Annotated in this window: 24 protein-coding genes; 14 read left to right on the top strand and 10 right to left on the bottom strand. The window is 59.6% G+C overall.

What is annotated here, in order from left to right; all coding sequences use genetic code 11:
• Positions 1-43: 43 nt before the first annotated feature.
• Together TRL7639_RS16955 and TRL7639_RS16950 are read left to right on the top strand one after the other, a co-directional pair.
• Complete coding sequence (locus tag TRL7639_RS16955) at positions 44-1,366, top strand: mechanosensitive ion channel family protein (RefSeq protein WP_085797057.1); 1,323 nt, start codon at positions 44-46, stop codon at positions 1,364-1,366.
• Positions 1,363-2,547: a TIGR03862 family flavoprotein gene (locus TRL7639_RS16950; protein WP_085797056.1), complete on the top strand. Its 1,185-nt coding sequence runs from the start codon at positions 1,363-1,365 to the stop codon at positions 2,545-2,547. Before TRL7639_RS16955 ends, TRL7639_RS16950 begins: the two co-directional genes overlap by 4 nt.
• A 160-nt stretch (positions 2,548-2,707) precedes the next feature.
• On the opposite strand, the gene TRL7639_RS16945 is transcribed toward TRL7639_RS16950, so the two are convergent.
• The 5 genes from TRL7639_RS16945 to TRL7639_RS16925 form a co-directional block, all read right to left on the bottom strand.
• A complete protein-coding gene (locus TRL7639_RS16945) occupies positions 2,708-3,304 on the bottom strand; it encodes a glutathione S-transferase family protein (protein WP_085797055.1) in 597 nt (198 codons plus the stop codon).
• A gap of 84 nt (positions 3,305-3,388) precedes the next feature.
• Positions 3,389-4,417, bottom strand: coding sequence for a DNA polymerase III subunit delta (gene holA, locus TRL7639_RS16940; protein ID WP_085797054.1), 1,029 nt, complete (start codon positions 4,415-4,417; stop codon positions 3,389-3,391).
• Positions 4,414-4,905 carry an LPS assembly lipoprotein LptE gene (gene lptE, locus TRL7639_RS16935; protein ID WP_085797053.1) on the bottom strand — a complete coding sequence of 164 codons (492 nt, stop codon included), beginning with the start codon at positions 4,903-4,905 and terminating at the stop codon, positions 4,414-4,416. The genes holA and lptE overlap by 4 nt, the downstream gene beginning before the upstream one ends.
• Positions 4,892-7,426, bottom strand: a complete 2,535-nt coding sequence (leuS, locus tag TRL7639_RS16930; RefSeq protein ID WP_085797052.1) for a leucine--tRNA ligase — start codon at positions 7,424-7,426, stop codon at positions 4,892-4,894. The genes lptE and leuS overlap by 14 nt, the downstream gene beginning before the upstream one ends.
• A gap of 75 nt (positions 7,427-7,501) precedes the next feature.
• On the bottom strand, positions 7,502-7,984 hold the full coding sequence (locus TRL7639_RS16925) for a DUF3576 domain-containing protein (protein WP_110647169.1): 483 nt from the start codon (positions 7,982-7,984) through the stop codon (positions 7,502-7,504).
• A 329-nt stretch (positions 7,985-8,313) separates the two neighbouring features.
• Here TRL7639_RS16925 and TRL7639_RS16920 point away from each other — a divergent pair, with 329 nt between their 5' ends.
• Together TRL7639_RS16920 and TRL7639_RS16915 are read left to right on the top strand one after the other, a co-directional pair.
• Entirely contained in the window at positions 8,314-9,342 is a 1,029-nt protein-coding gene (locus TRL7639_RS16920; RefSeq protein ID WP_085797050.1) for a porin, read from the top strand.
• A gap of 108 nt (positions 9,343-9,450) precedes the next feature.
• The gene (locus TRL7639_RS16915) at positions 9,451-10,113 is read left to right on the top strand and encodes a YggS family pyridoxal phosphate-dependent enzyme (RefSeq protein WP_085797049.1); all 663 of its coding nucleotides are present in this window, start codon (positions 9,451-9,453) and stop codon (positions 10,111-10,113) included.
• Here TRL7639_RS16915 and TRL7639_RS16910 read toward each other — a convergent pair.
• Both TRL7639_RS16910 and ribA read right to left on the bottom strand, forming a co-directional pair.
• Positions 10,094-10,594, bottom strand: coding sequence for a L,D-transpeptidase family protein (locus TRL7639_RS16910; protein WP_085797048.1), 501 nt, complete (start codon positions 10,592-10,594; stop codon positions 10,094-10,096). The two genes, TRL7639_RS16915 and TRL7639_RS16910, sit on opposite strands and share 20 nt — an antisense overlap.
• On the bottom strand, positions 10,591-11,688 hold the full coding sequence (ribA, locus tag TRL7639_RS16905) for a GTP cyclohydrolase II (protein WP_085797047.1): 1,098 nt from the start codon (positions 11,686-11,688) through the stop codon (positions 10,591-10,593). The genes TRL7639_RS16910 and ribA overlap by 4 nt, the downstream gene beginning before the upstream one ends.
• Positions 11,689-11,850: 162 nt before the next feature.
• Here ribA and TRL7639_RS16900 point away from each other — a divergent pair, with 162 nt between their 5' ends.
• From TRL7639_RS16900 to TRL7639_RS16875, 6 genes are all read left to right on the top strand, one after another.
• Positions 11,851-12,537 carry a response regulator transcription factor gene (locus TRL7639_RS16900; protein WP_085797046.1) on the top strand — a complete coding sequence of 229 codons (687 nt, stop codon included), beginning with the start codon at positions 11,851-11,853 and terminating at the stop codon, positions 12,535-12,537.
• Between the two features lie 205 nt (positions 12,538-12,742).
• Positions 12,743-13,063 (top strand): hypothetical protein, encoded by a 321-nt coding sequence (locus TRL7639_RS16895; protein ID WP_085797045.1) that lies wholly within the window; start codon positions 12,743-12,745, stop codon positions 13,061-13,063.
• A gap of 83 nt (positions 13,064-13,146) precedes the next feature.
• Positions 13,147-13,935 carry an exodeoxyribonuclease III gene (locus tag TRL7639_RS16890; protein ID WP_085797271.1) on the top strand — a complete coding sequence of 263 codons (789 nt, stop codon included), beginning with the start codon at positions 13,147-13,149 and terminating at the stop codon, positions 13,933-13,935.
• Between the two features lie 103 nt (positions 13,936-14,038).
• On the top strand, positions 14,039-14,956 hold the full coding sequence (gene trxA / locus TRL7639_RS16885; protein ID WP_110647168.1) for a thioredoxin: 918 nt from the start codon (positions 14,039-14,041) through the stop codon (positions 14,954-14,956).
• A 26-nt stretch (positions 14,957-14,982) separates the two neighbouring features.
• Positions 14,983-15,627 carry an LON peptidase substrate-binding domain-containing protein gene (locus TRL7639_RS16880; protein WP_085797043.1) on the top strand — a complete coding sequence of 215 codons (645 nt, stop codon included), beginning with the start codon at positions 14,983-14,985 and terminating at the stop codon, positions 15,625-15,627.
• Positions 15,628-15,656: 29 nt separating this feature from the next.
• A complete protein-coding gene (locus tag TRL7639_RS16875) occupies positions 15,657-15,809 on the top strand; it encodes a Trm112 family protein (RefSeq protein WP_110647175.1) in 153 nt (50 codons plus the stop codon).
• A gap of 241 nt (positions 15,810-16,050) precedes the next feature.
• On the opposite strand, the gene TRL7639_RS16870 is transcribed toward TRL7639_RS16875, so the two are convergent.
• Positions 16,051-17,277 (bottom strand): FAD-dependent monooxygenase, encoded by a 1,227-nt coding sequence (locus tag TRL7639_RS16870; protein ID WP_085797041.1) that lies wholly within the window; start codon positions 17,275-17,277, stop codon positions 16,051-16,053.
• Between the two features lie 86 nt (positions 17,278-17,363).
• Here TRL7639_RS16870 and TRL7639_RS16865 point away from each other — a divergent pair, with 86 nt between their 5' ends.
• From TRL7639_RS16865 to TRL7639_RS16850, 4 genes are all read left to right on the top strand, one after another.
• Positions 17,364-18,692: an amidase gene (locus TRL7639_RS16865; RefSeq protein ID WP_085797040.1), complete on the top strand. Its 1,329-nt coding sequence runs from the start codon at positions 17,364-17,366 to the stop codon at positions 18,690-18,692.
• A gap of 108 nt (positions 18,693-18,800) precedes the next feature.
• Positions 18,801-19,982 carry an aminotransferase class I/II-fold pyridoxal phosphate-dependent enzyme gene (locus tag TRL7639_RS16860; protein WP_085797039.1) on the top strand — a complete coding sequence of 394 codons (1,182 nt, stop codon included), beginning with the start codon at positions 18,801-18,803 and terminating at the stop codon, positions 19,980-19,982.
• Between the two features lie 15 nt (positions 19,983-19,997).
• Positions 19,998-22,940 carry a DNA translocase FtsK gene (locus TRL7639_RS16855; RefSeq protein ID WP_085797038.1) on the top strand — a complete coding sequence of 981 codons (2,943 nt, stop codon included), beginning with the start codon at positions 19,998-20,000 and terminating at the stop codon, positions 22,938-22,940.
• A 42-nt stretch (positions 22,941-22,982) separates the two neighbouring features.
• A complete protein-coding gene (locus TRL7639_RS16850) occupies positions 22,983-23,579 on the top strand; it encodes a LolA family protein (RefSeq protein ID WP_085797037.1) in 597 nt (198 codons plus the stop codon).
• 54 nt (positions 23,580-23,633) lie between these two features.
• Here the strand turns inward: TRL7639_RS16850 and TRL7639_RS16845 are convergent, their stop codons facing one another.
• Complete coding sequence (locus TRL7639_RS16845) at positions 23,634-24,224, bottom strand: transglycosylase SLT domain-containing protein (RefSeq protein WP_085797036.1); 591 nt, start codon at positions 24,222-24,224, stop codon at positions 23,634-23,636.
• Between the two features lie 76 nt (positions 24,225-24,300).
• Positions 24,301-25,182 (bottom strand): AEC family transporter, encoded by an 882-nt coding sequence (locus TRL7639_RS16840; protein ID WP_085797035.1) that lies wholly within the window; start codon positions 25,180-25,182, stop codon positions 24,301-24,303.
• Between the last annotated feature and the right edge of the window lie 47 nt (positions 25,183-25,229).

Here is a 25,229-nt window from a genome sequence, read left to right as displayed (position 1 = left end):
AAGAGGATGCACCACTTTGCAAAAGGATCAACCGGGGGCGATTATGGAATTTGGATCCGATCTGCAAAATCAGGTGCTGGAGCAGGCGCAAAGGCTTTGGGACATCGCCCTGAGTTGGCTGGTCAGCCCGGCTGCGTGGTCACAGTTTGCCCTGCTGGTGGTGGCCTACCTGCTTGCTTTGGTCGTGGCGGGCAAACTGCGTGCGCCCCTGACACGGCTGCTGACCCCGCCTGAAGATCTGGATAGCCCGCTGGCCAAGACCCGACGGTTCGTTCTGATCTTTGTGCCGCTGTTGCTGCCACTCATGGCCTATGCCTTTACCGGCATCGGCGAAAGCGTGACGCGCTCGCTCTTTGGCTCTGGCGCGGTGATCGCCTTTGGTAAGCGTGTGTTCCTGTTCCTGGCCGTGCGCATACTGGTGCGCGAGATCATCGCCGACCCGATGATGAAGCTGTTGGGGCGTTACATCCTGATTCCCGTGGCGGCGCTCTATGCGCTTGGGCTTCTGGAGCCGGCGATGGCCAAGCTGGATGAGACGATCGTGCCGCTGGGAAACCTGTCGTTCTCGTTGCTGTTTGCGTTGCGGTTCATTGTTGTAGGCGGCGCGATCTTTTGGCTCGGGCGCTGGTCCAACGATCAGTCGGCGCAGTTTCTGAAAAAGCAGGACGACATGCGCCCGGCTATGCGCGAGCTGACCGCCAAGGCCATCGAGATCGGTATTTTTGGCGTCGCCTTTCTGTTGGTCATGAACATCATGGGCATCAACCTGACCTCTCTGGCGGTTCTGGGTGGCGCCATCGGTGTTGGTCTGGGCTTTGGCCTGCAAAAGATCGCATCGAACTTCATCTCGGGCCTTATCCTGCTGCTCGAAGGTCAAGCGACCGTGGGGGACTACGTCGAACTTGACGGGGGTGAGGCGGGCACAATCGTCAAGATGGGCGCGCGCGCCGCGATCCTCGAAACATTCGACGGGCGCTGGATTGTTGTCCCGAACGAGGACTTTATCACCACCCGCGTCGTCAACTTCTCGGACAGCGGTTCGGCCAACCGGTATGAGGCGCCGTTTTCGGTAAGCTATGACACCGACATCAACACCGTGCCCGACATCATTGAGGCGGCCGTGGCCAAACACCCGCGCGTTCTGTCCGAGCCTTTCCCACCCGATTGCGAGCTGCGGGGGTTCGGTGACAGCGGCGTCGATTTTGCGGTCGAGTTCTGGATCGAAGGCATTGATGACGGGGCCAACAAGTTCTCGTCTGATGTGCTGTTCCTCATCTGGAACGCGCTCAAGGAACACAACATCGAGATTCCCTATCCTCGCCGTGTGGTCGAGCTGTCGGGCAGTATCGAGACGCGTCAGGCATGAAAAAAGCAGTTGTCATTGGGGCAGGGCCTGCGGGTCTGATGGCGGCCGAAGAATTGGCGCGCGCTGACCTTTCGGTCGTTGTGACCGAAGCCAAGACATCCGTGGCGCGCAAGTTCTTGATGGCTGGGAAATCCGGGTTGAACCTGACCAAGGACGAGCCGATTGAAGCCTTGATGGCGGCCTATGATGAGGCCGCTGATTGGCTGCGGCCAATGGTGACCGACTTTGACGCCCAGGCCGTACAGGATTGGGCGCGAGAGCTGGGGCAAGAGCTGTTTGTCGGCTCGTCGGGCCGGGTGTTCCCAAAGGTCATGAAGGCCTCGCCACTGCTACGCTCATGGCTGCATAGTTTGGAGTCTTTGGGCGTGGAGGTTCGAACACGCCATCGTTGGACAGGGTGGCGAGAGGGCCAGCTTTTGTTTGCCACGGAGCAGGGTGAAATCACGCTGGAAGCGGATGTTACGGTCTTGGCCATGGGGGGGGCGAGTTGGTCTCGGTTGGGTGCGGATGGGGCTTGGGCGGAGGTTCTGGCAGGTGCCGGCGTATCGCTTGCGCCGTTCAAGGCCTCTAATGCAGGGCTGCTGATGGAATGGTCGGACTACATGAGGGATTTGTTCGGGCAGCCGGTCAAGGGTGTGGCTTGGTCTGCAGGGAATGTGATGGCCCAGGGCGAGGCGGTGATTTCGGCACGTGGGCTAGAAGGCGGCGGTATCTATTCGGTTTGCAAGGCCGTGCGTGAAGGCGCGGCGTTGCACATCGATTTGATGCCGGATGTGAGTGATGCCGATGTGGCCAAGCGGTTGTCGCGCCCGCGCGGCAAGGTGAGCCTGTCGAACCATCTGAGGAAAGTGTTGAGGTTGGGTCCGGTGCGCACCGGGCTCTTGATGGAATTTGCTCGGCCATTGCCCAGTGATGCGAGAGCCTTAGCCGGGCTGATCAAAGCACTACCGGTGAAACATGTCGGCTTGCGCCCTATGGACGAGGCGATCTCGACCGCGGGCGGCGTGCCGCACGAAGAACTGGATGCGGGGCTGATGTTGAAGCGGTTGCCGGGCGTATTCTGCGCCGGGGAGATGCTGGATTGGGAAGCGCCGACCGGGGGGTATCTGTTGACGGCCTGTCTTGCCACCGGGCGATGGGCCGGGCGTGGGGCGGCGCAGTGGATCCCCCAGGGCTGTTAGGCCGACGGATCCAGAAGCGCTCCCGCCCGTCGTCGATGCCCCTTTGCGGGACACCTCCTCCCGTTGGGCCGGGCGCCGCGCTGCGCGCGGCGCGACACCGCAGGACGCCTGTCGCAGGGACCGACCGGGGGCTGTTGAACCCCCGATGAAACTGTCCGTTTCAGGTTCTCTTGGCCAGAGCGCCCATGCGCTGAGCCGCCGGGCGGCTGCGCATTTCCTTGCCGTGGGCGCGCAGATTGTCTGCATTCACCGGAAATTCGATTCCGCGGGCCCAAGTCATACAATGCGCGCACAAAATGTCTGCGATCGTGGGTTTGTCCCCTTGCAGGAACGGTCCCTCGAACCGCTTGCTCAGACGGCTTACGCTGTTTTCGAATTCCCACTTCAGACTTTCGTAGATCGCCGGAACCCGTTTGTCTTCGGGCAGGATACCCATGTGGCGGGTGGCGGTCCAAAGCAGCGCGTCAAACTCGTCGACCAGTGCATGAAATAGCGAATCCTGCTGCGCGCGTTCGGGTGTGCCGGCCGGATAGGTAAAGGCGCCGTGTTTGTCGGCCAGATAGGTCATGATTGCAGAGCTGTCCGAGATCACGTGATCGCCGTCGACCAGAACCGGGATCTTGCCAGTGCCGTTCAGCTTGGTCACTTGCGGGTCGTGCGGACCCACGTCGATGAACTCATACTCTTGCTCGAGCTCTTCGAGCAGCCACAGGACCCGCGAGGCGCGGCTTTGAAGGCGACCAAAGACTTTGTACATGCTGAAAATTCCCTGTTGATCCGTTTGTATGCAAATGTGCGGATTGCAGAAGGCAAATCAAGAGCTACGCCTCGTCACATCACCTCAGCGTGAGCGTGAGAGCATCGCGAGGCGGATCATGGCACGTTCTACCAAGGCCATGGCGGGGGCAGTCTGCCCGGCCGAACGCAGCGCAAGGTCGGTGTCTGTCAGCACTGTCAGCGCGGTTTCCAGCTTGTACGCGCCCCAGCCTTGCGCCTGTCGCAGCACTCGGTCGCGGCGTTTGCCATAGACGGGCGGGCGCAAGCGGCTGACGCCTTCGGATGGGCCACCGGGGGCCGAGGCGCAGGTGTATAGCATGCGGAAATGCCGGGTTGCTCCAATGCAGAGGCTAACGGCATTGGTGCCTTGCGATTGCAGGCGGCGGATCAGCGGGCCGATCTCGCCTGCGCGCCCTTCGGCCACAACATTTAGGACATCGTCCAGCGCCGCCTCGGTCGAGCGCGGCGCGCAGGCTTCGATGTCGTCGATGCTCAGCTCGCCACTGTCGCCACGTTTGTAGAGCGCCAGCTTTTCGATGGTCTGGGTAAAGTCACCCGGTCCCAGGTCATTGGCCAGATCGGTCAGGGCGGCCATAGAATCAGGGGGGACGCTGCGAATACCTGCCTCACCCAATGTGCGCTCGATTTCGGCGCGCGAGGGGGGCTCGTCATAGATGCCGACAGCGTAGGTGTTGGAATGCCCCTCGAACGCCTTGCGGATCTTGGACGTGGGTTTGAGCTGCCCCGCAGTGATCACGATCTGGGCGTCGCCCGGTTCCCAATCCTCTAACGCGGCCAGAATGGCGGGATGAGAGGTTTCGGGACAATCCTCGACAAAGGCCACGCGGGGGCCGGGGAAGAAACCAACGGCCTTGATCGCATCGACCAGCTGTGCGGGGTCTTTGCGAAGCTCTGCACCGGGCATGCGGGTCAGACGCATTTCTTCTTCGGCACCAGGGCCAAGCAGGGCCGCGATCACCTGTTGCCGCTTCAGCGCCACGCGCATGGCATCGGCACCATAGATCAGCAGGCCGGTCTTGCCCGCATCAGGCTTGGCGAAATACCCTTCTGCCTCGCGCGGGCTTAGCTTCATGTGGGCAGGTCCGCAGTAGAATAAAGCTGTGTGGTGATCTGATCCGCCAGGATGGTCATCAGCCGGTGACGCGCGTCCCGCTCACTGGCCAGTGTTTCCACGGTCGAACCTGTGGCGGAATAGCCAGTGAAGTTGTCGACCTTGCCCGACGCCACAACCTGGCCCGAAGCCTTGTTGGTCAGGGTGTAATCGGCCGTACCGATGATCGAATAGCGTGTGATCTCGTTCGAGGCGGTGATCGCCTGACCCTGCTGTGTGGTCAAGACAGTCACTGCCAGATCATAGTCCGAGGCCGAAGAGGCGCTGCGACCCAGTCGCTCTTCCAGGTTTTGCACCAGCCAATAGCTTTCGACGTCATCAGGTGCAGACACTTCGACCTTGCCGCGCAGGGCCGCGCCTGTGCCGCCTGTGCCGTAAACGGGCTGGAACCCGCAGGCCGACAGGGCCAGCGGGATCATCAGCAGGATTTTTCGGTTAAACCACGACATTCACGATCCGGCCCGGCACAACGATGACTTTCTTGGGCGCCGCACCATCCAGCGCCTTTTGCACAGCTTCGGTCGCCATGGCGATTTTTTCAACCTCTGCCTTATCCATGTCGGCAGGCACGCTGATTTCCGCGCGGCGCTTGCCGTTGATCTGGATCGGCAGGGTGATCGTGTCGTCGACCAGCATCGCCTCGTCCGCGACCGGCCAGGGCGCTGTGGCCACCAGACCTTCGCCGCCCAAGAGCTGCCACAGCTCCTCGGACAGGTGCGGGGTCATCGGTGACATCAGCTGCGCCAGGGTCTTGGCGGCCTGGCGTTTGGCGTCGCTGCCTGCCTTGGATTTGGCGAGAACGTTTGTGAAAGCATAAAGCTTGGCGATCGAGGCGTTGAAGCCAAAGCTTTCGACCCCGCCAGAGACATCATGGATCGCCTTGTGCGTCTCGCGCAGCAGGGCCTCGTCCTGATCATTCGCAGGTGCGTCTGACGCCGCGATTTCCGCAGCGACGCGATAAACGCGGCTCAGATGTTTGTGCGCGGCTTCTGCACCGGATGCGGTCCATTCCACATCCCGCTCGGGCGGCGAATCGGACAGCACGAACCAGCGCGCGGTATCGGCGCCAAAGGCCGAGATGATGCTGACCGGGTCGACCACGTTTTTCTTGGACTTTGACATCTTGGCCGAAGGGATAATCTCAACCTCGGTGCCGTCAGCCAGTTTGCCGTCGGTCACATCCTCGGGCAGGTGATAGACCGGGCGGCCATTGGCGTCGCGGGTCTGATAGATCTCGTGTGTCACCATACCCTGCGTAAACAGCGCATCAAACGGTTCGATTGCTTTCTCGGGCAGGTGGCCGGTGATGTTCATCGCACGGGCAAAGAAGCGCGAATAGAGCAGGTGCAGAATCGCATGCTCGATGCCGCCGATGTATTGATCGACGTTCATCCAGTACTCGGCCTCGGCCAAATCGGTCGGTGTTTCAGCGCGCGGAGCGGTGAAGCGGGCGAAATACCACGACGAATCGACGAAGGTATCCATCGTGTCGGTCTCGCGCTTGGCCGGTGCACCGCAGGACGGGCAGGCGCAGTCGCGCCAGGTCGGGTGACGGTCAAGCGGGTTGCCGGGTTTGTCGAACGACACATCGTCAGGCAGCTGAACCGGCAGGTTCTCTTTCTTCTCGGGCACCACACCGCAGGTGTCGCAATGGACGACTGGGATCGGGCAGCCCCAATAGCGCTGGCGGCTCAGACCCCAGTCGCGCAGGCGATATTTGGTGACGCCTTCGCCCCAACCGGCCTTTTCGGCGAAATCGACGGTGGCGTTGATCGCCTCGTCGCCCGTCGCCTCGGTCAGACCGGCGAAGTGGTTCACCCAGCGGACTTTTTCGGTTTTCGGCGGTACAAAGGCGACGTTGCCAACGGGCATATCGTCGTCCAGTGCAAAGAAGGTGTCCACGACCGGCAGGCCGTACTTGCGGCAGAAATCCAGGTCGCGTTGGTCATGCGCAGGGCAGGCAAAGATCGCGCCGGTGCCATAATCCATCAGGATGAAGTTCGCGATCCAGACCGGCAGCTCCCAATTCGGGTCCAGCGGGTGTTTCACGCGGATGCCAGTGTCGTAGCCCAGCTTCTCGGCGGTCTCGATCGCCTCTTCGGTGGTGCCACCCTTGCGGCACTCGGCCAGAAACTCGGCCAGTTCCGGGTTGTCTTTTTCCAGCTCTTTCGAGATCGGGTGGTCGGGTGAGATGCCGACAAAGGACGCCCCAAGCAGCGTGTCGGGGCGCGTGGTGTAGACGGTGATCGGCTCGGCACCATCAGTCCGCTCGAACGCAAATTGCAGGCCGCGCGACTTGCCGATCCAGTTTTCCTGCATCAGGCGCACCTTGGCAGGCCAGTTGTCCAGTGTGTCGAGTGCGCTCAGCAGTTCCTCTGAATAATCCGAGATCTTGAAGAACCACTGCGTCAGCTCGCGACGCTCGACCAGAGCGCCAGAGCGCCAGCCGCGCCCCTGTTCGACCTGTTCGTTGGCCAGAACGGTCATGTCGACCGGATCCCAGTTCACCACGGCGTTTTTGCGATAAACCAGACCTTTGTCCAGCATATCCAGGAACAAGGCCTGTTGCTGGCCATAGTATTCCGGGTCACAGGTTGCGAATTCGCGGGACCAGTCAATGGACAGGCCCAAGGGTTTCATCTGACCGCGCATGTCGTCGATGTTGCCGTATGTCCAATCCTTGGGGTGACCACCAATGGCCATGGCCGCGTTTTCTGCAGGCATTCCAAAGGCATCCCAGCCCATCGGGTGCAGCACATTGTGACCGGTTGCCAGTTTGTGCCGCGCGATCACGTCGCCCATGGTGTAGTTGCGCACGTGCCCCATGTGGATGCGCCCCGAGGGGTAGGGAAACATCTCAAGCACATAGTACTTGGGTTTGTCCGCGCTGCGTTTGGCGGTGAAAATCCCGGCCTTGTCCCAGGCCTCTTGCCATTTGGCTTCGATTTCGTTGGCGGAATAGCGCGACATCAGATGCGGTCCTTGGGTAAATGAAAACGCCGGGCAGGAACCCGGCGTCGTGATAGATGGAATTTCTGCGGGTTTCTAGAGTTTGTCGTCCGCAATACGTAGCTGGCGCGCTCGTGAAAGAATCGCATCTTCGACGGCGCGGGTGGTTCCGGCGCTTACTGGGCCGCCGCGAGATTGAAGCGCCACGTTCAAAGAACGAGCTTCCAGTGCCGGGTCTTTGATGTGCACGGTAGCGCGATACGAGCGCCCTCCGCCGGGCGGGGTCCCGTATCCTGTCACGATGACGCCAGTGAAGGGATCAACCGACTGCACGGGCAAAAAGCTCAGAACGTCCAGCGACGCTGCCCAAAGGTAGCGGTTCACATTGCCGGTCTGCTCGTTGTTGCCGCCGCCAAACACGTCCCAAATCGAAGATTTCTCGTAGTTGGTCGGGGCTGATTCCCGGTTGGTTGTGATTGCCTGGTCAGGACCCAGAGGCCCGATCGAGTTTTCTGCCGAGCGTCTGCTGCCGCAGGCTGCCACTCCCAGACACAAGGTCAGGAGCAAAGTCGCTTTCATTGTCTTTTGCAGCACCATCAGGCATTCCCACCACTTCTTTCTACAGCATGTCCTACCGTTGCGGGCGAAGCTGGGCAAGAGTCTAAGTGCCACGCGCGCGTGTGTGAGGTATATATAGCAGGCGCCAAACCCGCTATCTGGCGACAAGGGGTCAGAAATTCGCCGGTGAGTTGCGTGTACTGTGGCAAAGCTGCACCATCCGTGACGACTTTGCTGACGAGCAGCGCCCAAGCCTTGCAAGAAGGGGGCGAAAAGAGCGAAACCCCTCTCCATACCCACGCTGGATTCTCCGGTTTGGGCATGTGAATAGAAAACCGAGGGAAAAAACGATGAAAAAAGTTCTCTTCGCAACGACTGCGCTGATCGCTACCGCAAGCGTCGCAGCCGCAGACGTTCGTATCAGCGGTTACGGCCGTTTCGGCTTGGACTACAACGACGCCAACGACAGCAACGTCAATGGTATCTCCAAGACCACCATCACCAGCCGTCTGCGTCTGCAGTTCGACATGTCGGCAGAAGCTGACTCGGGTGTTGGCTTCGACGCTCGTTTCCGTATCCAGGCTGAAAGCCGTGACAACGTTGTTGGCGGCACCCGCCAGGCAAACGGCGCACGCTTTGGCGTGACCTACGAAGGTTTCCGCGTCAACGTCGGCAACATCATCGGTGCGGTTGAAAACACCCCCGGCACCTACCTGGAAACCCGTACCGCAGGTACCGGTGTTGACGGTGCGGGCTTCGTTTCGCACGTTGGTAACGTCAGCAACGAATACTTCAACTGGGACTCGTACTCGTCGGGTGGTTCGGGCGTGAACGGTGTGGAAGCACTGTACTCGGCTGGCGGCTTCACCGGTCACATCTCCTACTCGAAGCGTAACAACAGCACCGTTAACCCGGGCGTTGGCAACGGCGCAGCAAACGCAGCTGCTCGTTCGGCAATCATGCTGGCGTACAACTTCGGCGACTTCAACATCGCTGCTTCGTACCAGGATTCCGACTTCGCGTGGGAAAAGAAAGCCATCATCACCGGTTCGTATGACGGTGGCCGTTGGGGCGCTCGCCTGGCCTATGCTGACAACGACGGCATCGGCAAAGTTGGCCTGTACGGCAACTTCGACATCGGCGCAGCTTCGAACGTTGTTCTCTGGGTCACCAACGAAGACGCAGTTTCGGCAGCAGACGTTGCAAACGGCCGTGGCGACAACCGCGACAACATCGCCGGTTCGAACAACGGCGAAGGCACCTCGTATGGTATCCACTACTCGTACGACCTGGGTGGCGGCGCGTCCTTCGAAACCGGCTACCGCCGCGCTTCGAACGACAACGACACCTTCCAGGCTGGTGTGTACTTCAGCTTCTAAGCTGTACACCGCTTGACGGTATCGAATTTGGGCAGGTCTTCGGACCTGCCCTTTTCTTTTGCCGCTACATGGTGTTTTCCTGCAGCCAAACGCTGATCGAGGAATTCCATGTCGCTGCAAGACATCTCTGCCCGTATTGCCAAAGCCGCCCAAGCCGCCGGACGCGATGCAGATTCTGTGAAATTGATTGCCGTGTCCAAGGTTCAACCCAATGACCGGGTTGAGGCCGTATTGGAGCAAGGGCATCGCTGTTTTGGTGAAAACAGGGTGCAAGAGGCCGCTGGCAAATGGCCCGATTTCATGGAGCGATTTTCAGGCGTCGACCTGCATTTGATCGGCCCGCTGCAAACCAACAAGGCACGCCAAGCGATGGAGCTGTGCCACGCCATTCATTCAGTGGATCGCGCCAAGCTGGCCAAAACGCTGGCGAGACTGGCGCAAGAGATGGGTCATTGCCCGGATCTGTTCATTCAGGTCAACACCGGTGAAGAGCCACAAAAGGCGGGTATCCTGCCCTTGGAAGCTGATGATTTCATTGCGGAATGCCGCTCCTTGGATCTGCCGGTCAAAGGCTTGATGTGCATCCCGCCGGTCGAAGAAGAGCCTGCGTTGCACTTTGCGCTACTGGCAAAGATTGCGGCCCGCAACGGGCTGAATGGTCTGTCGATGGGCATGAGCAGTGATTTTGAGCGTGCAATTGCTTTGGGTGCCACCCATGTGCGCGTCGGATCAGCGATCTTTGGTGACCGGGTTAAAGCTCAGGCACAATAAGTCGGGCGCCGGGCTGAATGGTTCGGGCAATCTTGTGCAGATGATCACGGCCAAAGGCGATGCAGCCCTCGGTTGGATAACCTGGCCGACGCCATTGGTGTATGAAGATGGCCGAGCCTTTGCCTGCTTCGGCCACCGGCCAATTCCAATCTGTGATCAGTACCAAATCGTAAAGCGGATCGGCACGGCGTAATCTTTCGTGGCTGTGCGCGTAAGGGGCTCGGACCTGAAGGTTATAGTCCCGTTGTCCAGACGCATCTGACCACAGATCGTGTGGCCCGATGGGAACGGCCCATGGCGCCGGTTGATCGATCCGGTCTGGGCGATAGAGCATTCCAACAATTTGGTGCGTGCCAACAGGCGTGGCCCCATCGCCTTCGCGTTTATCCGTGCGGATACCGCCTTTCCCGATCGAGCAAGGGTAGAGTCGACCCTGAAACCGAACGCCCCGTGGCGTCAGTACCAGATCGTATGGGGTCACAACATATGTCCCGACTTGGCTGCTTTGGTGGCCAGATAGCCGCGGTTGTGTTCTGTCTCGCCGACCTTCAGCGGGACACGTTCGGTCACGGCGATACCGGTCCGTTCCATCATCGCGATCTTGTTGGGGTTGTTGGTCAACAGGCGCACAGATTTGAAGCCCAGTTCTCTCAGGATGTCTGAGCCCAAACGAAAGTCGCGTTCATCATCTTCAAACCCCAGCCGGTGGTTGGCCTCGACTGTGTCAAACCCTTGATCCTGCAGGAAATAGGCGCGCATTTTGTTGGCCAGACCAATCCCACGCCCTTCTTGGTTGAGATAGAGTAGAACTCCTGCGCCCTCGGCGCCCATCTGTGCCAGAGCGCCCCGCAACTGTGGGCCGCAGTCACATTTTAGGCTGCCCATGATGTCACCGGTGAAGCAGGCAGAATGCAGCCGGGCCAAAACCGGTTTGTTGCGGTCCGGGCGGCCGATTTCAACGGCGTAGTGTTCTTCGCCGCCATCTTCGGGTCGGAAAACGTGCAAACGGCCAGCCTCGGACACTTCCATCGGCAGGCGAGCGGCCGAGATGACGTGAAGCGGGCTGCGTTCTGACAAATGCGGGGCTGCGCGGGCGTGGTCGATCAACGTCAGACCATTGGCCGCCGCAAACGATGGGCCACCTTCGACCGGAACCACCACGGCTGCTGGAAGCAACCGTGCGGACTTGGCCAAGGTGATGGCGATTCTGTGCAAACTGGCGCTGCCTTGGCGTTCTGTCAGCACGGGACCTTTCATAGGCGTGTTCAGATCATCCGACGGATCAGCGATCGACTGGATCCAATGAAGGTCGGCATGGCCGGGTATCTCGATGCGGGCCAGATCCCCATCATAGGCGCGGGCTTTGAGCGTTTCGGCCCGACGAACGGTCACGGCAACAACAGGGTTTCCATTTGCCAGATCACGCAGATCCTGCAGGCGCACAGAACTCAATGTCTCGGTTGAACATGCCAAGACGCTTAATCCCGCGTCGTCGGTCAGAACAACCGGAACACCCATGCGCAAGTCAGATCGCGCACGTGCCAGAAGTTCGGTGATGTCTGGGATAAGACTCATGGATGTTACCCTATAACGTTCGCGCTCTTCCTAACCGCAATTGTAAGGAATGTGAAACAATTACCCTGCGATAGACACGAGGGCGTGAGACGATTGCAGTAAATCTTGTCGAATGCGTTTAACGGTCTCAAGTGTAGAACACGGAATTAGGAGGGCGCCACGATGGCTCAGCTGAAAAAGATCCTGCTGGTGGATGACGACGAAGACCTGCGCGAAGCGCTGAGCGAACAGCTCGTGATGACCGAGGACTTTGACGTGTTCGAAGCAAACGACGGCCAGAGCGCCATGGAACGCGTCAAGGAGGCGCTGTATGACCTGGTGATCCTGGATGTGGGCTTGCCGGACACCGACGGGCGCGAATTGTGCCGCCTGATGCGCAAGCAAGGCGTCAAAAGCCCGATCCTGATGCTGACGGGTCATGATGGCGATGCAGACACCATCCTGGGATTGGATGCGGGCGCCAACGACTATGTGACCAAACCGTTCAAATTCCCGGTGCTGCTGGCCCGTATCCGTGCACAGCTGCGCCAGCACGAGCAATCTGAGGATGCCGTATTCACGTTGGGGCCGTATACCTTCAAGCCCGCGATGAAGATGCTGATCACCGAAGACGACCGCAAGATCCGCCTGACCGAGAAGGAAACGAACATTCTCAAGTTCCTCTATCGCTCGACCGATGGGGTCGTGGCGCGCGATGTGCTGCTGCACGAGGTCTGGGGATACAATGCGGGCGTTACAACTCACACGCTGGAAACTCACATCTATCGCCTACGCCAAAAGATCGAACCCGATCCGTCGAACGCCCGTTTGCTGGTGACGGAATCCGGCGGCTATCGCTTGGTGGCCTGATGTATTGACCCAGATCAAAGCAGCACCTGCGCTGCATCTTTAGGGTCGCCTTATCCCGCGCATGTCCGGGTTATGACATGTACCTCCCTGTTGGACTGGGCCGGGCCTTGCGCCCGGTCTTTTTTTGTCCGGTGGGGTGCTGTGACGATTTGATAATCTGCGCTATCTTTTGCGGCATCTGATTTTCAACACAGTGGATACCCCCATGAAACGACTTTCAACTTTCACCTTTGTTGGCGCCATGCTGATTTCAGGCACGGTGTCAGCTTGCCCGTGGTCATCGGGCGCTTATGCGTTTAGCGAGCATGGCGTTTACGGCGACTTCACTGTCAACGCAGACTGTACCCAAATGGTTTGGGAACGTCTGAGCGACGGTCCGGAAACCGCAGCGCTTGAACGCACGAAACACGGCTGGAAGGGCGAGCTTGAAAAGGCCGATGTCGAGCTGCTGGAAAACGGTGAAAACCTGCGGATCACAGGAAATGGCGGTGCCATGCGACAGGTCCGCGCTGAACGCAAGAACTGAACCAATCAGGCAATAGGTTTGGGATGGCACACCCCGATGCGCCACGCTAGGGTGTGCCGACCGCGAACAAGGAACGCCTGATCATGCCCTTTACCCTTGCCACCTGGAATATCAATTCGGTCCGACTGCGCGAGCCGATCGTGCTCAAACTGCTTGAGGAAGAGGCGCCCGATGTGCTCTGCCTGCAAGAGTGCAAAAGCCCGGTCGACAAAATCCCGATGGAAGGGTTCGCGGCCCTTGGCTACACCCATATGGTTGCGCGCGGGCAAAAGGGGTACAACGGCGTCGCCATCCTGTCGCGAATTCCGATGGTCGAGGCGGGCAGCCAGGATTTCGCGGACCTGGGCCACGCGCGCCATATCGCGGGCACGCTGGAAAACGGCGTCACGGTTCACAATTTCTATGTGCCTGCAGGTGGTGATGTGCCGGACCGCGAGAAGAATGAGAAATTTGGGCAGAAGCTGGACTACCTCACTGACATGCGCGACTGGTTTAAATCTGAGCAGATGAAAAAGTCGATCCTGGTGGGGGATCTGAACATCGCTCCGCGCGAAGATGACGTTTGGGATCACAAGAAACTGCTTAAGGTGGTGAGCCATACCCCGATTGAGGTCGAGCATTTGGCGGAAACGCAGGACGCAGGCGGTTGGATCGACATCACCCGGCAGGACCTTCCCGAAGGTCAGCTCTATTCCTGGTGGTCGTACCGTGCCCGCGATTGGGACGCGGCCGACAAGGGGCGGCGGCTCGATCACATCTGGGCCACGGGCGATATCTCGAACGCGGGCCATTCCAGCCGCGTCTTGCGTGATGCCCGTGGTTGGGAAAAACCCAGCGATCACGCTCCGGTCTTTGCGAGTTTTGATCTGTAACCGCGACAGCGCCTGTTTTTTCAGCAAACAGGCGCGTCCCCACTTGGTTTCCAGCGCGTTGGGCTGCATATAAAGGCCAAGTTCGAACCCAAAGAGGCACGTGATGGACATTCTCAACGGCGCAGGCGGCGCTCCGGCCGCAGATCTGATCAAAGACAGCTCTGAGGCAACTTTCATGGCCGATGTGGTCGAAGCTTCGCAAGAGGTTCCGGTCATCGTGGACTTCTGGGCGCCGTGGTGCGGTCCGTGCAAGACGCTTGGCCCGATGCTGGAAGAGGCCGTGACCGCCGCCAAGGGCGCGGTCAAGATGGTCAAGATCAACGTGGATGAGGCGCAGATGATCGCGGGTCAGCTGCAAATCCAGTCGATCCCGACGGTCTATGCCTTTTTCAAGGGGCAGCCCGTTGATGGGTTCCAGGGCGCTTTGCCGGGCTCTGAAATCAAGGCCTTCGTCGACCGGGTGATCGCCGCTGCGGGTGGTCAATCGCCAGGTGGTCAGTTGGACGAGGCTGTAGAGGCCGCCGAGGAGATGCTCGGCAGCGGTGCAGCTGTGGACGCGGCGCAAACCTTTGCTGCAATCCTGGGCGAAGATCCCAATCACGCTGCAGCCTATGGTGGCTTGGTGCGCGCACATATCGCACTCGATGATCTGGATCAGGCCGAGGCGATCTTGAATGGCGCACCAGCTGAAATCTCGGATAGCGCCGAACTGGAAGCAGCCCATGCGCAGTTGGAACTGGCCAAGCAGGCAGCAAATGCCGGGCCCGTGGCTGAGTTGACAGCGACGGTCGACGCCGAGCCCGACAACCACCAGGCACGGTTCGACCTGGCGCAGGCCTTGCATGCAAATGACAATGTCGAAGAGGCCGTGGCGCAACTGCTGGAGCTGTTCCGTCGGGACCGCGAGTGGAACGATGGGGCCGCCAAGGCTCAACTGTTCACGATCTTTGATGCGCTCAAGCCCAACGATCCGGTGGTTTTGAACGGGCGGCGCAAGCTCAGCTCGATGATATTTGCCTAAAAATAATTCAGGGCTACCATCGGTACATGATGCAATCCGCCGATTTGCCGGACACGATCGCGGTGTTTCCACTGCCTGGGGCGCTCTTGTTGCCCCGGTCCCGGCTGCCACTTCATATTTTTGAACCGCGCTATCTTCAGATGCTGAACGATGCGCTGAAGACGCCGCAACGTCTGATCGGGATGGTTCAACCGAACCCGTCGCCTGCGAGTTCGGACAAGCTGCACATGATCGGTTGTGCAGGCCGTGTGACGCAGTTCTCTGAAACCGAGGATGGCCGTTACATGATCACGCTGAGCGGTGTCTCGCGGTTCCGGGTCAAAAGCGAGATTGAGGGGTTCACACCCTATCGCCGGTGCCAGGTCTGCTGGAACGGGTTCGACCGGGATCTGGGGCGCGGTGAGGCCGATGATCGGTTCGATCGAACGGGGTTTCTGGATCTGTTGCATCGGTTCTTTTCCGCGCGCGATCTGTCGACGGATTGGGAAACGCTCAAGGATGCAGATGACGAGTTGCTGGTGAACTCGCTGTCCATGCTGCTGGATTTCGACCCCGAGGAGAAGCAGGCGTTGCTTGAGGCACCTTGTTTGGCCACACGGCGCGAGACGCTGGTGACATTGATCGAATTTGCCCTGCGGGGCGGTGACGGGAATGAGGAAACACTACAGTGAATGAACAGAACCAGGCGTTTGACCGCCGCATGCTCGAGGTGCTGGTCTGCCCGATGAGCCAGGCAACACTGGAATATGATGCCGAGCGGCAGGAGCTGATTTCGAAATCTGCGGGCCTGGCCTATCCTATCCGCAACGGTATACCGGTCATGTTGCAGGACGAGGCGCGCGAACTCGAATGAGAATGCTGCGGCTCCGGGGGCGCTCCCGCACCCGAGCAATCCTGACTTTGTCAGCACCGCTAACGGCCTTGGGCCGAGCGCCTCGCTTGTCGCTCGGCGCGGTTCCGCCTTGGGGCACTTGTTTCGCCACAAGTGCAGGCCACCGAGCGAAGCGAGGCCCGGCCCAACGGGAGGAGGGCATCTTTGATGCCTGATCGACGGGCGGGAGAGCCCCCGAAACCCAAATACGCTATCTAGCGTTTCAGATCGCTCGGCCTTGCATCAGTTTTGGCAAGTCTCCGGTTAAACCCGCGGCTTCGCGCACAAAGCCACGTTTTAGTCCGGGCAGTGATCCAACGATCCCCATGCCGATGTCGCGCCCCAGTCGTAGCAGCGGGTTATCGTTTGAAAACAGCCGGTTGAATGTATCTGTCGCCAAGGCCAGCGTAGCCGTGTCGAACCGTCGCCACTGTTGATACCGCTCCAGCACCAGCTGCGAGGCCAGATCCTCTCCGCGCCGACCGGCGAGTGTCAGCACCTCGGCCAAGGCTGCCACATCCCGCAGACCCGCGTTCAGCCCCTGGCCCGCGATTGGGTGCATACCGTGCGCTGCATCACCGACCAGCACCACACGGTCTCCGACAAAGGAGTTCGCCACGGTTAGGTTCAGCGGATAGGTGAACCGGTCGCCTGCGAGTTTGATCTGTCCCAGAAAATCGCCGAACCGTGGGCGCAACACCTGAACATAGTCGTCAGGTTCCATCGCATTGATCCGATGGGCCATATCGGTCTTTTCACTCCAGACGATCGAGCTGCGGTTGCCTGTCAGTGGCAGGATGGCCAGTGGTCCGTGGGGCATGAAGAACTGGTGTGCAACACCGTTGTGCGGCAGTTCGTGTTCGATGGCGCAGACCAGGGCTGTTTGCCCATAGTCCCAACCGGTGCGTTTGATGCCTGCGCGCGTGGCGGTGCCGCTTTTGCGGCCATCACACCCTACAAGCAGCTTGCCTGTGACCTCGGCTCCATCGTCCAGCGTAACCGAAACACCGGCTTGCAAAGCCTGTTGTGCAACCACCGATTTGCCGTTGATCTGGGTGATCATCGGATCAGCCGCCATCGCATTCATGAACGCGCGGCGCAGGTGGCGGTCCTCGACCATGTAGCCCATTGGCCCTTCTTCAAGCTCGGCATGGTCGAAATGCATGAAGAATGGCGAGGGACCTGCACCTGCGTGCCCGTCCGTGACCTTGATCTCTAACATCGGTTGGGCGTGATCTTCGACCGCCTCCCAAACGCCGATTGCCTGTAACAGCCGCTGCGAGGCCAAGGCCAAGGCATAAGACCGCCCGTCAAAGGCTGCATTCTTGCGAGTCTTGACCGGCAGCGCGTCGATCACGGTCACGCTGTGTCCGGTAGCGGTCAGGGCCAAAGCCAGCGCAGGGCCGTTCAGCCCACCACCAACAATCACGATATCCGATGTCATATCCATGAGGTGCAATATGCGCAGCCTTTCGGGATTGTCCATGCGGAACGCTGTCGCTACCGTCGCACCCGAACCAAGGGAGAGAGGGCAAGATGGGCGATTGGCTGAAAATGACGGCAAGCGATCTGGGACGTGGGATTGCTGCGGGCGATATCGACCCGGTTGATTTGACGCAAACCTATCTGGACGCCATTGACGCTCACCCGCTGCGCGACCGGATCTACGCCCGCGTAACCCATGACCGCGCGCTGGCCGAGGCAAAAGCGGCCGCAGAACGTGCCAAAGTGGGCCGCCGCCTGTCGTTGCTGGACGGGGTGCCGATCAGTTGGAAAGACCTGTTCGACACGGTAGGTGTTGGAACCGAGGCCGGATCGGCGCTGCTCAAGGGGCGCGTGCCGGATACGGATGCGCTGGTGTTGCAGAACGCAACTGCCGCCGGATCGGTCTGCCTGGGCAAGACACATATGTCTGAGCTGGCGTTTTCCGGCTTGGGCTATAACCCGATCACCGCAACGCCGCCTTGTGTGCATGACGAATCCGCCGTTCCAGGCGGGTCGTCATCCGGGGCGGGGGCCTCGGTCGCGTTCAATCTGGCAGCTTGCGGGATCGGTTCGGACACGGGCGGTTCGGTGCGCATTCCGTCGGCGTGGAACGATCTGGTGGGGCTCAAGACCACGTCGGGCCGCGTCAGCCTGGAAGGCGTTGTGCCGCTTTGCCTGCGGTTTGACACAGTCGGCCCGCTTGCCCGCTCGGTCGAGGATGCAGCACAGATGCTGGCCATGCTCGAAGGTGGGGTGCCTGCGGACTTGCGCGGTGCGTCGCTCAATGGGCGGCGCTTTGCGGTTCTGAAAACCGTGGCTTTGGACAATCTGCGGGACGTTCCCGGTCAGGCCTTCGACGATGCCGTGCGCCGGTTGGAAGCCGCGGGTGCCACTATCGATACGATCGAGGTGCCGGAAGTGGAGCAGGCCATGGCGTTGACCGGCGCGCTCTACACAGCCGAAGCTTATGGCCTGTGGCGCGATGTGATTGAGGCCAACCCCGATGCGATGTTTTCGGAAATTCGCGAGCGGTTCCAGGCGGGGCGCAATTTCTCGGGGCCTGATTATGTGGCGGCGTGGGCGGCTTTGGAAAGCTGCCGCGCGGCTTGGGATGCTTCTTTTGCGGGGTATGACGCGGTTCTGGCGCCGACCTCTCCGATCCTGCCGCCGAATCTGGAGCGGTTGGAGAGCGACCATGATTACTATGTCACTGAGAACCTTTTGGCGCTCAGAAATACGCGCATTGGTAATTTGATGGGGCTTTCAGCGCTGACGTTGCCCACCGGCACGCCGAGCTGCGGTATCATGCTGATGGGTCTACCCGACTGCGAAGAGGCTCTGCTGCGCGTTGGCGCTGCGGCCGAGGCGGCGCTGACCTGAATGCCACAATTGCCAATCACGGCAATGCTTTGTCTGGACGAAGTGGGGTGCGATCTGTAATTTGGTCTCAAACGGGGCGCGAATGATCCCGGTATTGAGGCAGTTGAGATGAATTTCCCCGAGCGGTTTTCGAACCTTCCGGCTTATGCATTCCCGCGTCTGCGCGCGTTGCTCGATCACCATGATCCAGGCGGCGATGTCGTGCATATGACGATTGGGGAGCCCAAGCATGATTTTCCGCAGTGGGTGACGGATGTCATCATGGAAAACGCGGCCGGGTTCCGGGGCTATCCCGACAACAACGGCATGCCTGAGTTGCGTGGTGCAATCGCGGATTGGATCGGGCGTCGATATGGCGTGCAGATGGACGCGGACAGCCAGGTGATGGCGCTGAACGGCACGCGCGAGGGGCTTTACAACGCCGCCATGGCGCTGTGCCCGGAAACCAAGAATGGCCAAAAGCCGGTCATCCTGTGCCCAAACCCGTTCTATCAGGTCTATATGGTGGCAGCGCTTTCCGTTGCGGCCGAGCCGGTTTTTGTACCTGCGACAGCGGCAACCGGTCATCTGCCTGACTACGCAGGCTTGTCTGACGACGTGCTTAACCGCACCACTGCGGCTTACATCTGTTCGCCGGCCAACCCGCAGGGCGCGGTAGCAAGTCGCGATTATTGGGCCGAGCTGATCCGCCTGGCCGAACGGTTTGATTTCCGCATCTTTGCGGACGAGTGCTATTCCGAGATCTACAAAGGCGAAGCCCCGGTTGGCGTTCTGACCGTTGCGCAGGACCTTGGCACGGATCCTGAACGGATCACGCTGTTCAACTCTCTGTCGAAACGATCGAATCTGGCCGGATTGCGATCGGGCCTGATCGCAGGCGGGCCCGAGACAATTGCACGGGTCAAGCAGCTGCGCGCCTATTCGGGTGCTCCTCTGCCGATGCCGTTGCAAATGGCAGCAGCGCGGGTCTGGGCGGACGAGGCGCACGTCGTGGAAAACCGCCGTCTCTACCAAGAGAAATACGCGATTGCCGATCAGGTCATGGGTGGTGTGCAGGGGTATCAGTCGCCCGAAGCAGGCTTCTTCCTGTGGTTGCCCGTGGATGATGGCGAGCAGACAGCGTTGAAGCTGTGGCAACAGACAGGCGTGCGGGTGCTGCCCGGGGCCTATCTGGCACAGGGCGAACCGGGGCAGAACCCGGGCGAGGCATATATTCGGGTCGCTATGGTGGCCCCAAAAACAGAATTGCAGCGCGGGTTGGAAACACTTCGCGACTGCATTTACGGATGAGGTTCGAGGGTAGGCATGGCATCATATAACGCACGCGGTCGCGATCCGTTGTTGGACAGCAACATGCAGGCGGCCATTGAAAGGCGCGGCAAAGAGCTGGCAGGGATCGTTCTGGTTCTGGTTGGATTGGCCTTTGCCGCCATGCTGGGCTCGTATACGCCCGAAGACCCGAATTGGATGGTGTCCACTGATGCGCCGATCCAGAACTGGATGGGGCGTATGGGCGCCTGGATTGCTGGTGTTCTGATGCTGATCATGGGCATGGCTAGCTGGGGGATCCCGGTTTTCACCATTGCATGGGGCCTGCGTCTGGCCTTGCACCGGGGCGAGGATCGATTCTTTTGGCCGTTGGTGCTGTCGCCATTCTGGCTGGTGACCATCGCGATCTACGCCGCGTCGTTGACGCCAAGCGATGAATGGCTGGCGTCGCATCAATACAGCCTTGGCGGAGCAGGCGGGGACTTCTTCCTGAGTGTGTTCCTGCTGTTGTTGCCCGTGGGGCTGCATTTCCTGGTCAAGATCGTGTCGATCCTGGCTGCAATCGCGATGGTATCCTTGGGTGTTTTTGTTCTGGGCTTCAGCCGCGACGAGGTCCGGTTTGGTCTGCGTCGTTTTGTGATCGGAATCATCATGGCCTATGGCGCCGTGATGACGCTTCTGGGTCAGGGGGCTTCGGCCACCGTCCATGCCGCCCGCGAGCGTCAGGCGCTGCGCGCTGAACGCAAAGAAGCCGCGCGCGCCGCCGCAGAACAGGCCGCTTTGGCCGCGCAAACGGCTGAGGCCGACGCCGTGATCGAGCAGGAACCTTTCGTCGAACCCGAGCCGGCACCAGTGGCAGAACCCAAAGCTGGTCTTCTGTCGCGGATGCCCAGCCTGATCCGTCGTCCCGAGCCGATGCCTGAACCCGAGTTGGTCGAGCCGCAGCCCGTTGCAGGTGAACAGGCCATGCCGGGGGATGACCGGATCAAATCCAAGATTGCCCAGGTCGTGCGCAACCGCAAAGAAGCCGCAGGCGTTGTTCAACCGCAGCCGGACCCTGCGCGCCCGCTGACCAAGGGCCGGGGACGCGGTCCAGACCCGCTGGTTCTGGACCCCACAGCAGGTGGCGATTTCCCAGCCGAGCCGCCGTTGACTGCTGCGCAACCCGTGGAGCCGCAAGTACCTGCGCAGCCTGTGCAACCTCGACCGGTTTATGTCGAAGAGGTGGCGCCACAGGACGCCCCGGCAGATTATGTGCCGATGGATGACATGGCAGAAGCCGAACCCGCGCCTATGCCGGAACCGGCTCTTGCCCCGCAGCCTGCACCTCTTGCTGCGCCCATCCCAGTGGCGCATCCGCGCAAGGCGGTTGTCGAACAACCCGTGCGCAAGGCTCCGCAACCGTCTCGGCGTGCGCAGGCTGAAGCCCAGCCGACTTTGGCGTTCGAGGAGGTTGCGACGCAGTTTGAATTGCCGCCACTGAGCCTATTGGAAAACCCGACCACAATTCAGCGTCACCATCTGAGTGACGAGGCGCTCGAAGAAAACGCGCGCATGTTGGAAAACGTGCTGGATGATTATGGCGTCAAGGGCGAGATCGTTAGCGTCCGCCCTGGCCCGGTTGTCACCATGTACGAGCTGGAGCCTGCACCGGGCCTGAAAGCCAGCCGCGTGATCGGCCTGGCCGATGATATTGCTCGTTCGATGTCGGCCTTGTCAGCGCGTGTTTCGACCGTTCCTGGTCGCTCGGTCATTGGCATCGAACTGCCGAACGAGAATCGCGAAAAGGTGGTCCTGCGCGAGATCCTCGCCAGCCGCGATTTCGGTGATAGCACCATGAGCCTGCCGCTGGCTCTGGGCAAGAATATCGGTGGCGATTCCGTCGTCGCCAACCTGGCCAAGATGCCTCACCTGCTGATCGCGGGTACCACCGGTTCCGGTAAGTCGGTGGCGATCAACACGATGATCCTGTCGCTGCTTTACAAGTTGACGCCGGATGAATGCCGCTTGATCATGATCGACCCCAAGATGTTGGAACTGTCCGTCTATGACGGCATCCCGCACCTGCTGTCCCCTGTTGTGACCGACCCCAAAAAGGCCGTTGTCGCGCTGAAATGGACGGTGGGCGAGATGGAAGATCGCTATCGCAAGATGTCCAAGATGGGTGTCCGCAACATCGAAGGATACAACGGCCGCGTGCGAGAAGCGCTGGCCAAAGGCGAGATGTTCAGCCGCACGGTGCAAACCGGCTTTGACGACGACACTGGCGAACCCGTGTTCGAAACGGAAGAGTTCGAACCCAAGGTGCTGCCATACATCGTTGTGATCGTCGACGAGATGGCCGATCTGATGATGGTTGCAGGCAAAGAGATCGAGGCCTGCATCCAGCGTCTGGCACAGATGGCACGGGCATCAGGTATTCACCTTATCATGGCGACTCAGCGCCCATCGGTGGACGTCATCACCGGTACAATCAAAGCGAACTTCCCGACCCGGATATCGTTTCAGGTAACCTCTAAGATCGACAGCCGAACCATTCTAGGTGAGATGGGCGCCGAGCAGCTTTTGGGCATGGGCGACATGCTGTATATGGCGGGTGGTGCCAAGATCACCCGTTGCCACGGCCCGTTCGTTTCCGATGAAGAGGTCGAAGAGATCGTCAATCACCTTAAGGCGTTTGGCCCACCTGCATACATGAGCGGCGTGGTCGATGGCCCGGATGATGACAAGGCAGACAACATTGATGCGGTCCTGGGGCTAAACACCGGCGGTAACACCAATGGTGAGGACGCTCTATATGACTCTGCAGTGGCCATCGTGATCAAGGATCGCAAATGCTCGACCTCATACATCCAGCGCAAGCTGGCGATCGGCTACAACAAGGCCGCGCGCCTGGTTGAGCAGATGGAAGAAGAAGGGTTGGTCTCTCCTGCAAACCACGTGGGTAAACGCGAAATCCTGGTGCCTGAACAACAGTAAGTTCGGGCTTTTATTCCGGTCTGGGGTGCTTATCTAGGGATCATGAAACAGTTCGCTTTTGCCATTGCGGTTACGCTTGCCGCGCCTGCTGCATGGGCCGCTGAAAAGCTGCCCCTGTCAGAAATTTCGACCTATCTGAACGGTCTGAAAACCGTTCAGACCACCATGACCCAGATCAACGATGATGGGTCGCTGTCCACCGGTAAATTGTGGTTGCAGCGCCCTGGTCGGATGCGGTTCGAATATGATCCGCCTGACAGCGCCGTGGTACTGGCCAAGGGCGGTACTGTGATCATCCATGACCCGAAGTCGAACCAACCCCCCGAGCAATATCCGCTCAGCAAAACGCCGCTGTCGATCATTCTGGCGCGCAACGTTGATCTGGCGCGGGCTGGGATGGTGGTTGGTCACGACTTTGACGGCACATCGACCATCGTGACGGCTCAGGACCCGAAAAACCCCGACTATGGGCGGATTGACCTGTTGTTCACTGGTGATCCTGTCGAACTGCGAAAGTGGGTCGTGCACGATGGCGCGGGGTCACGCACCACAGTCATTCTGGGGCCCCTGACCAAAGGCAATAGCCTGAACCAGAATCTTTTCATCAACGGAGAACCTGGCGTTTCTTCGAATCGCTAAAGTTCGTGGCTCCCCTGAGATCACATTTTGGATCGCAGGGGCGCAGCACCAGCCTTAGTATTTGAAGCGTCCACAGGTGTTCAGCTGTTTGCGATACATCTCGCCCCGTGCAGCAACCTTGTCAGCCGTCCGCAACAGCCAGGACTTGCTACGATAGGTTCCGCGCGCATATCCGGTGTGCCCTTCGTGATACGCCAGATACTGGTTTCGGGTGTCGGTCATTGCGATGCCGTTGCGTCTGTTGCTGGTGGCCATATACCAACCGATAAAGTCAGAGGCATCGCTCATCCGGTCGCGACGCGCGCGGCGGCTGCGGGTTTCTTTCTTGTACTGCTCCCAAGTCCCGTCCAGTGCCTGACTATAGCCATAGGCGCTGCTTTGACGGCCCATGGGTAGCACGCCCAAGACGTATTTGTGCGGTGTCCGCGCATCAGAGCGATAGCGGCTTTCCTGATAGATCGTCGCCATCTGGACGTGCACGGGCACACCCCATTTGCGTTCTGTCTTTTTGAACGCCTTGATGTATTCCGGGCGCTGTTTGGCAATGCTGCAGGCATTGTCCAGATTGCGCGGAGGGGACTTTGACCCGCCGCCGCAAGCTGCCACCAGCAACACGACCATCAACACGCAAAGAGATCTGCTCATCTGCCTCTTGCCTTTTTTTGGCAGATATTAACCCATTTGCGCAGGGGCGCAAATCACATTCCCGGGTTTGCGCGTGTCAGAGCACAAATGCCAAAACAATTGGCATCGCCAAGATCGACAAGACGGTCGAGGCAACCGTCATTCCCGCAACTGCGTTGGAATCGGCCCCGAACCGTTCCGCCAGCAGGTACGATGTGACGGCCACTGGCGTGGCAAATTGCACAATCAGAACGCCTGCTGCGATTTTGCCCAGCTCAAAGTACTCGGCCACGGCCCAACCCAAGGCGACGCAGACGGCAAGCTTGACTGCAGACAGGACGATTGCCGGGCCGATGTTGCCCGGTGTCAGACGTGCCACAGCAACACCCAGAGTGATCAGCATCATCGGAACCGCCATCTGTCCCATCAGGCTCAGGCCGTTGGTCAGGAATGTTGGCGTCTCCCACCCCTGCCACAGGAACAGGGCGCCCAGGATCGTCGCCCAGACCATCGGTTCGCGCACGACCTTGCCGAATGAACCTTGGCCCGCCACCAGATATATGCCGTAGGTGAACGACCAGAGCGCGGTCACAGACAAAAAGATGACAGCATACCCAAGCCCCGCGTCGCCGAAGGCAAAGATGCACAACGGAAGACCAAGGTTACCGGTATTGCCGAACACCAAGGGGGATAGATACGTGCGTTGGTTCAGCCCCGTGACTTTGACAAAGACCCAAAACACAACAGACAGCACCAGGTTCCCGGCGACCGTGGCGATGGTGAATACGCCAAGATCATCGCCCGAAATCTTGGTCTGCATCAACGCCACAAAGATCAGGCTGGGCACAGCCAGTGTCATGGCAAAGCGTGTGATGAACTGAATTCGATACTCGAATCCCAGTTTCACCCAAGTAAAACCAACTGCGGCCAGCATAAAAACCGGGGCCACAATTTCCAGGACTGTCAAGGCAAGGTTCACAGACTGTTTCCCTAAATTTCGGTACAATTGTTGGACAAATGTGTCGC

The sequence above is a fragment of the Falsiruegeria litorea R37 genome (assembly GCF_900172225.1).
Taxonomy (GTDB): domain Bacteria; phylum Pseudomonadota; class Alphaproteobacteria; order Rhodobacterales; family Rhodobacteraceae; genus Falsiruegeria; species Falsiruegeria litorea.
This window is presented reverse-complemented; position numbering and strand designations above follow the sequence as displayed.

Bases quoted from the DNA above. Each gene is read 5' to 3' on its own strand.
- TRL7639_RS16955 (WP_085797057.1), top strand. From the start codon at position 44: ATGGAATTTGGATCCGATCTGCAAAATCAGGTGCTGGAGCAGGCGCAA.
- TRL7639_RS16950 (WP_085797056.1), top strand. From the start codon at position 1,363: ATGAAAAAAGCAGTTGTCATTGGGGCAGGGCCTGCGGGTCTGATGGCG.
- TRL7639_RS16945 (WP_085797055.1), bottom strand. From the start codon at position 3,304: ATGTACAAAGTCTTTGGTCGCCTTCAAAGCCGCGCCTCGCGGGTCCTG.
- holA (WP_085797054.1), bottom strand. From the start codon at position 4,417: ATGAAGCTAAGCCCGCGCGAGGCAGAAGGGTATTTCGCCAAGCCTGAT.
- lptE (WP_085797053.1), bottom strand. From the start codon at position 4,905: ATGTCGTGGTTTAACCGAAAAATCCTGCTGATGATCCCGCTGGCCCTG.
- leuS (WP_085797052.1), bottom strand. From the start codon at position 7,426: ATGTCGCGCTATTCCGCCAACGAAATCGAAGCCAAATGGCAAGAGGCC.
- TRL7639_RS16925 (WP_110647169.1), bottom strand. From the start codon at position 7,984: ATGAAAGCGACTTTGCTCCTGACCTTGTGTCTGGGAGTGGCAGCCTGC.
- TRL7639_RS16920 (WP_085797050.1), top strand. From the start codon at position 8,314: ATGAAAAAAGTTCTCTTCGCAACGACTGCGCTGATCGCTACCGCAAGC.
- TRL7639_RS16915 (WP_085797049.1), top strand. From the start codon at position 9,451: ATGTCGCTGCAAGACATCTCTGCCCGTATTGCCAAAGCCGCCCAAGCC.
- ribA (WP_085797047.1), bottom strand. From the start codon at position 11,688: ATGAGTCTTATCCCAGACATCACCGAACTTCTGGCACGTGCGCGATCT.
- TRL7639_RS16900 (WP_085797046.1), top strand. From the start codon at position 11,851: ATGGCTCAGCTGAAAAAGATCCTGCTGGTGGATGACGACGAAGACCTG.
- TRL7639_RS16895 (WP_085797045.1), top strand. From the start codon at position 12,743: ATGAAACGACTTTCAACTTTCACCTTTGTTGGCGCCATGCTGATTTCA.
- TRL7639_RS16890 (WP_085797271.1), top strand. From the start codon at position 13,147: ATGCCCTTTACCCTTGCCACCTGGAATATCAATTCGGTCCGACTGCGC.
- trxA (WP_110647168.1), top strand. From the start codon at position 14,039: ATGGACATTCTCAACGGCGCAGGCGGCGCTCCGGCCGCAGATCTGATC.
- TRL7639_RS16880 (WP_085797043.1), top strand. From the start codon at position 14,983: ATGATGCAATCCGCCGATTTGCCGGACACGATCGCGGTGTTTCCACTG.
- TRL7639_RS16875 (WP_110647175.1), top strand. From the start codon at position 15,657: ATGCTCGAGGTGCTGGTCTGCCCGATGAGCCAGGCAACACTGGAATAT.
- TRL7639_RS16870 (WP_085797041.1), bottom strand. From the start codon at position 17,277: ATGGATATGACATCGGATATCGTGATTGTTGGTGGTGGGCTGAACGGC.
- TRL7639_RS16865 (WP_085797040.1), top strand. From the start codon at position 17,364: ATGGGCGATTGGCTGAAAATGACGGCAAGCGATCTGGGACGTGGGATT.
- TRL7639_RS16860 (WP_085797039.1), top strand. From the start codon at position 18,801: ATGAATTTCCCCGAGCGGTTTTCGAACCTTCCGGCTTATGCATTCCCG.
- TRL7639_RS16855 (WP_085797038.1), top strand. From the start codon at position 19,998: ATGGCATCATATAACGCACGCGGTCGCGATCCGTTGTTGGACAGCAAC.
- TRL7639_RS16850 (WP_085797037.1), top strand. From the start codon at position 22,983: ATGAAACAGTTCGCTTTTGCCATTGCGGTTACGCTTGCCGCGCCTGCT.
- TRL7639_RS16845 (WP_085797036.1), bottom strand. From the start codon at position 24,224: ATGAGCAGATCTCTTTGCGTGTTGATGGTCGTGTTGCTGGTGGCAGCT.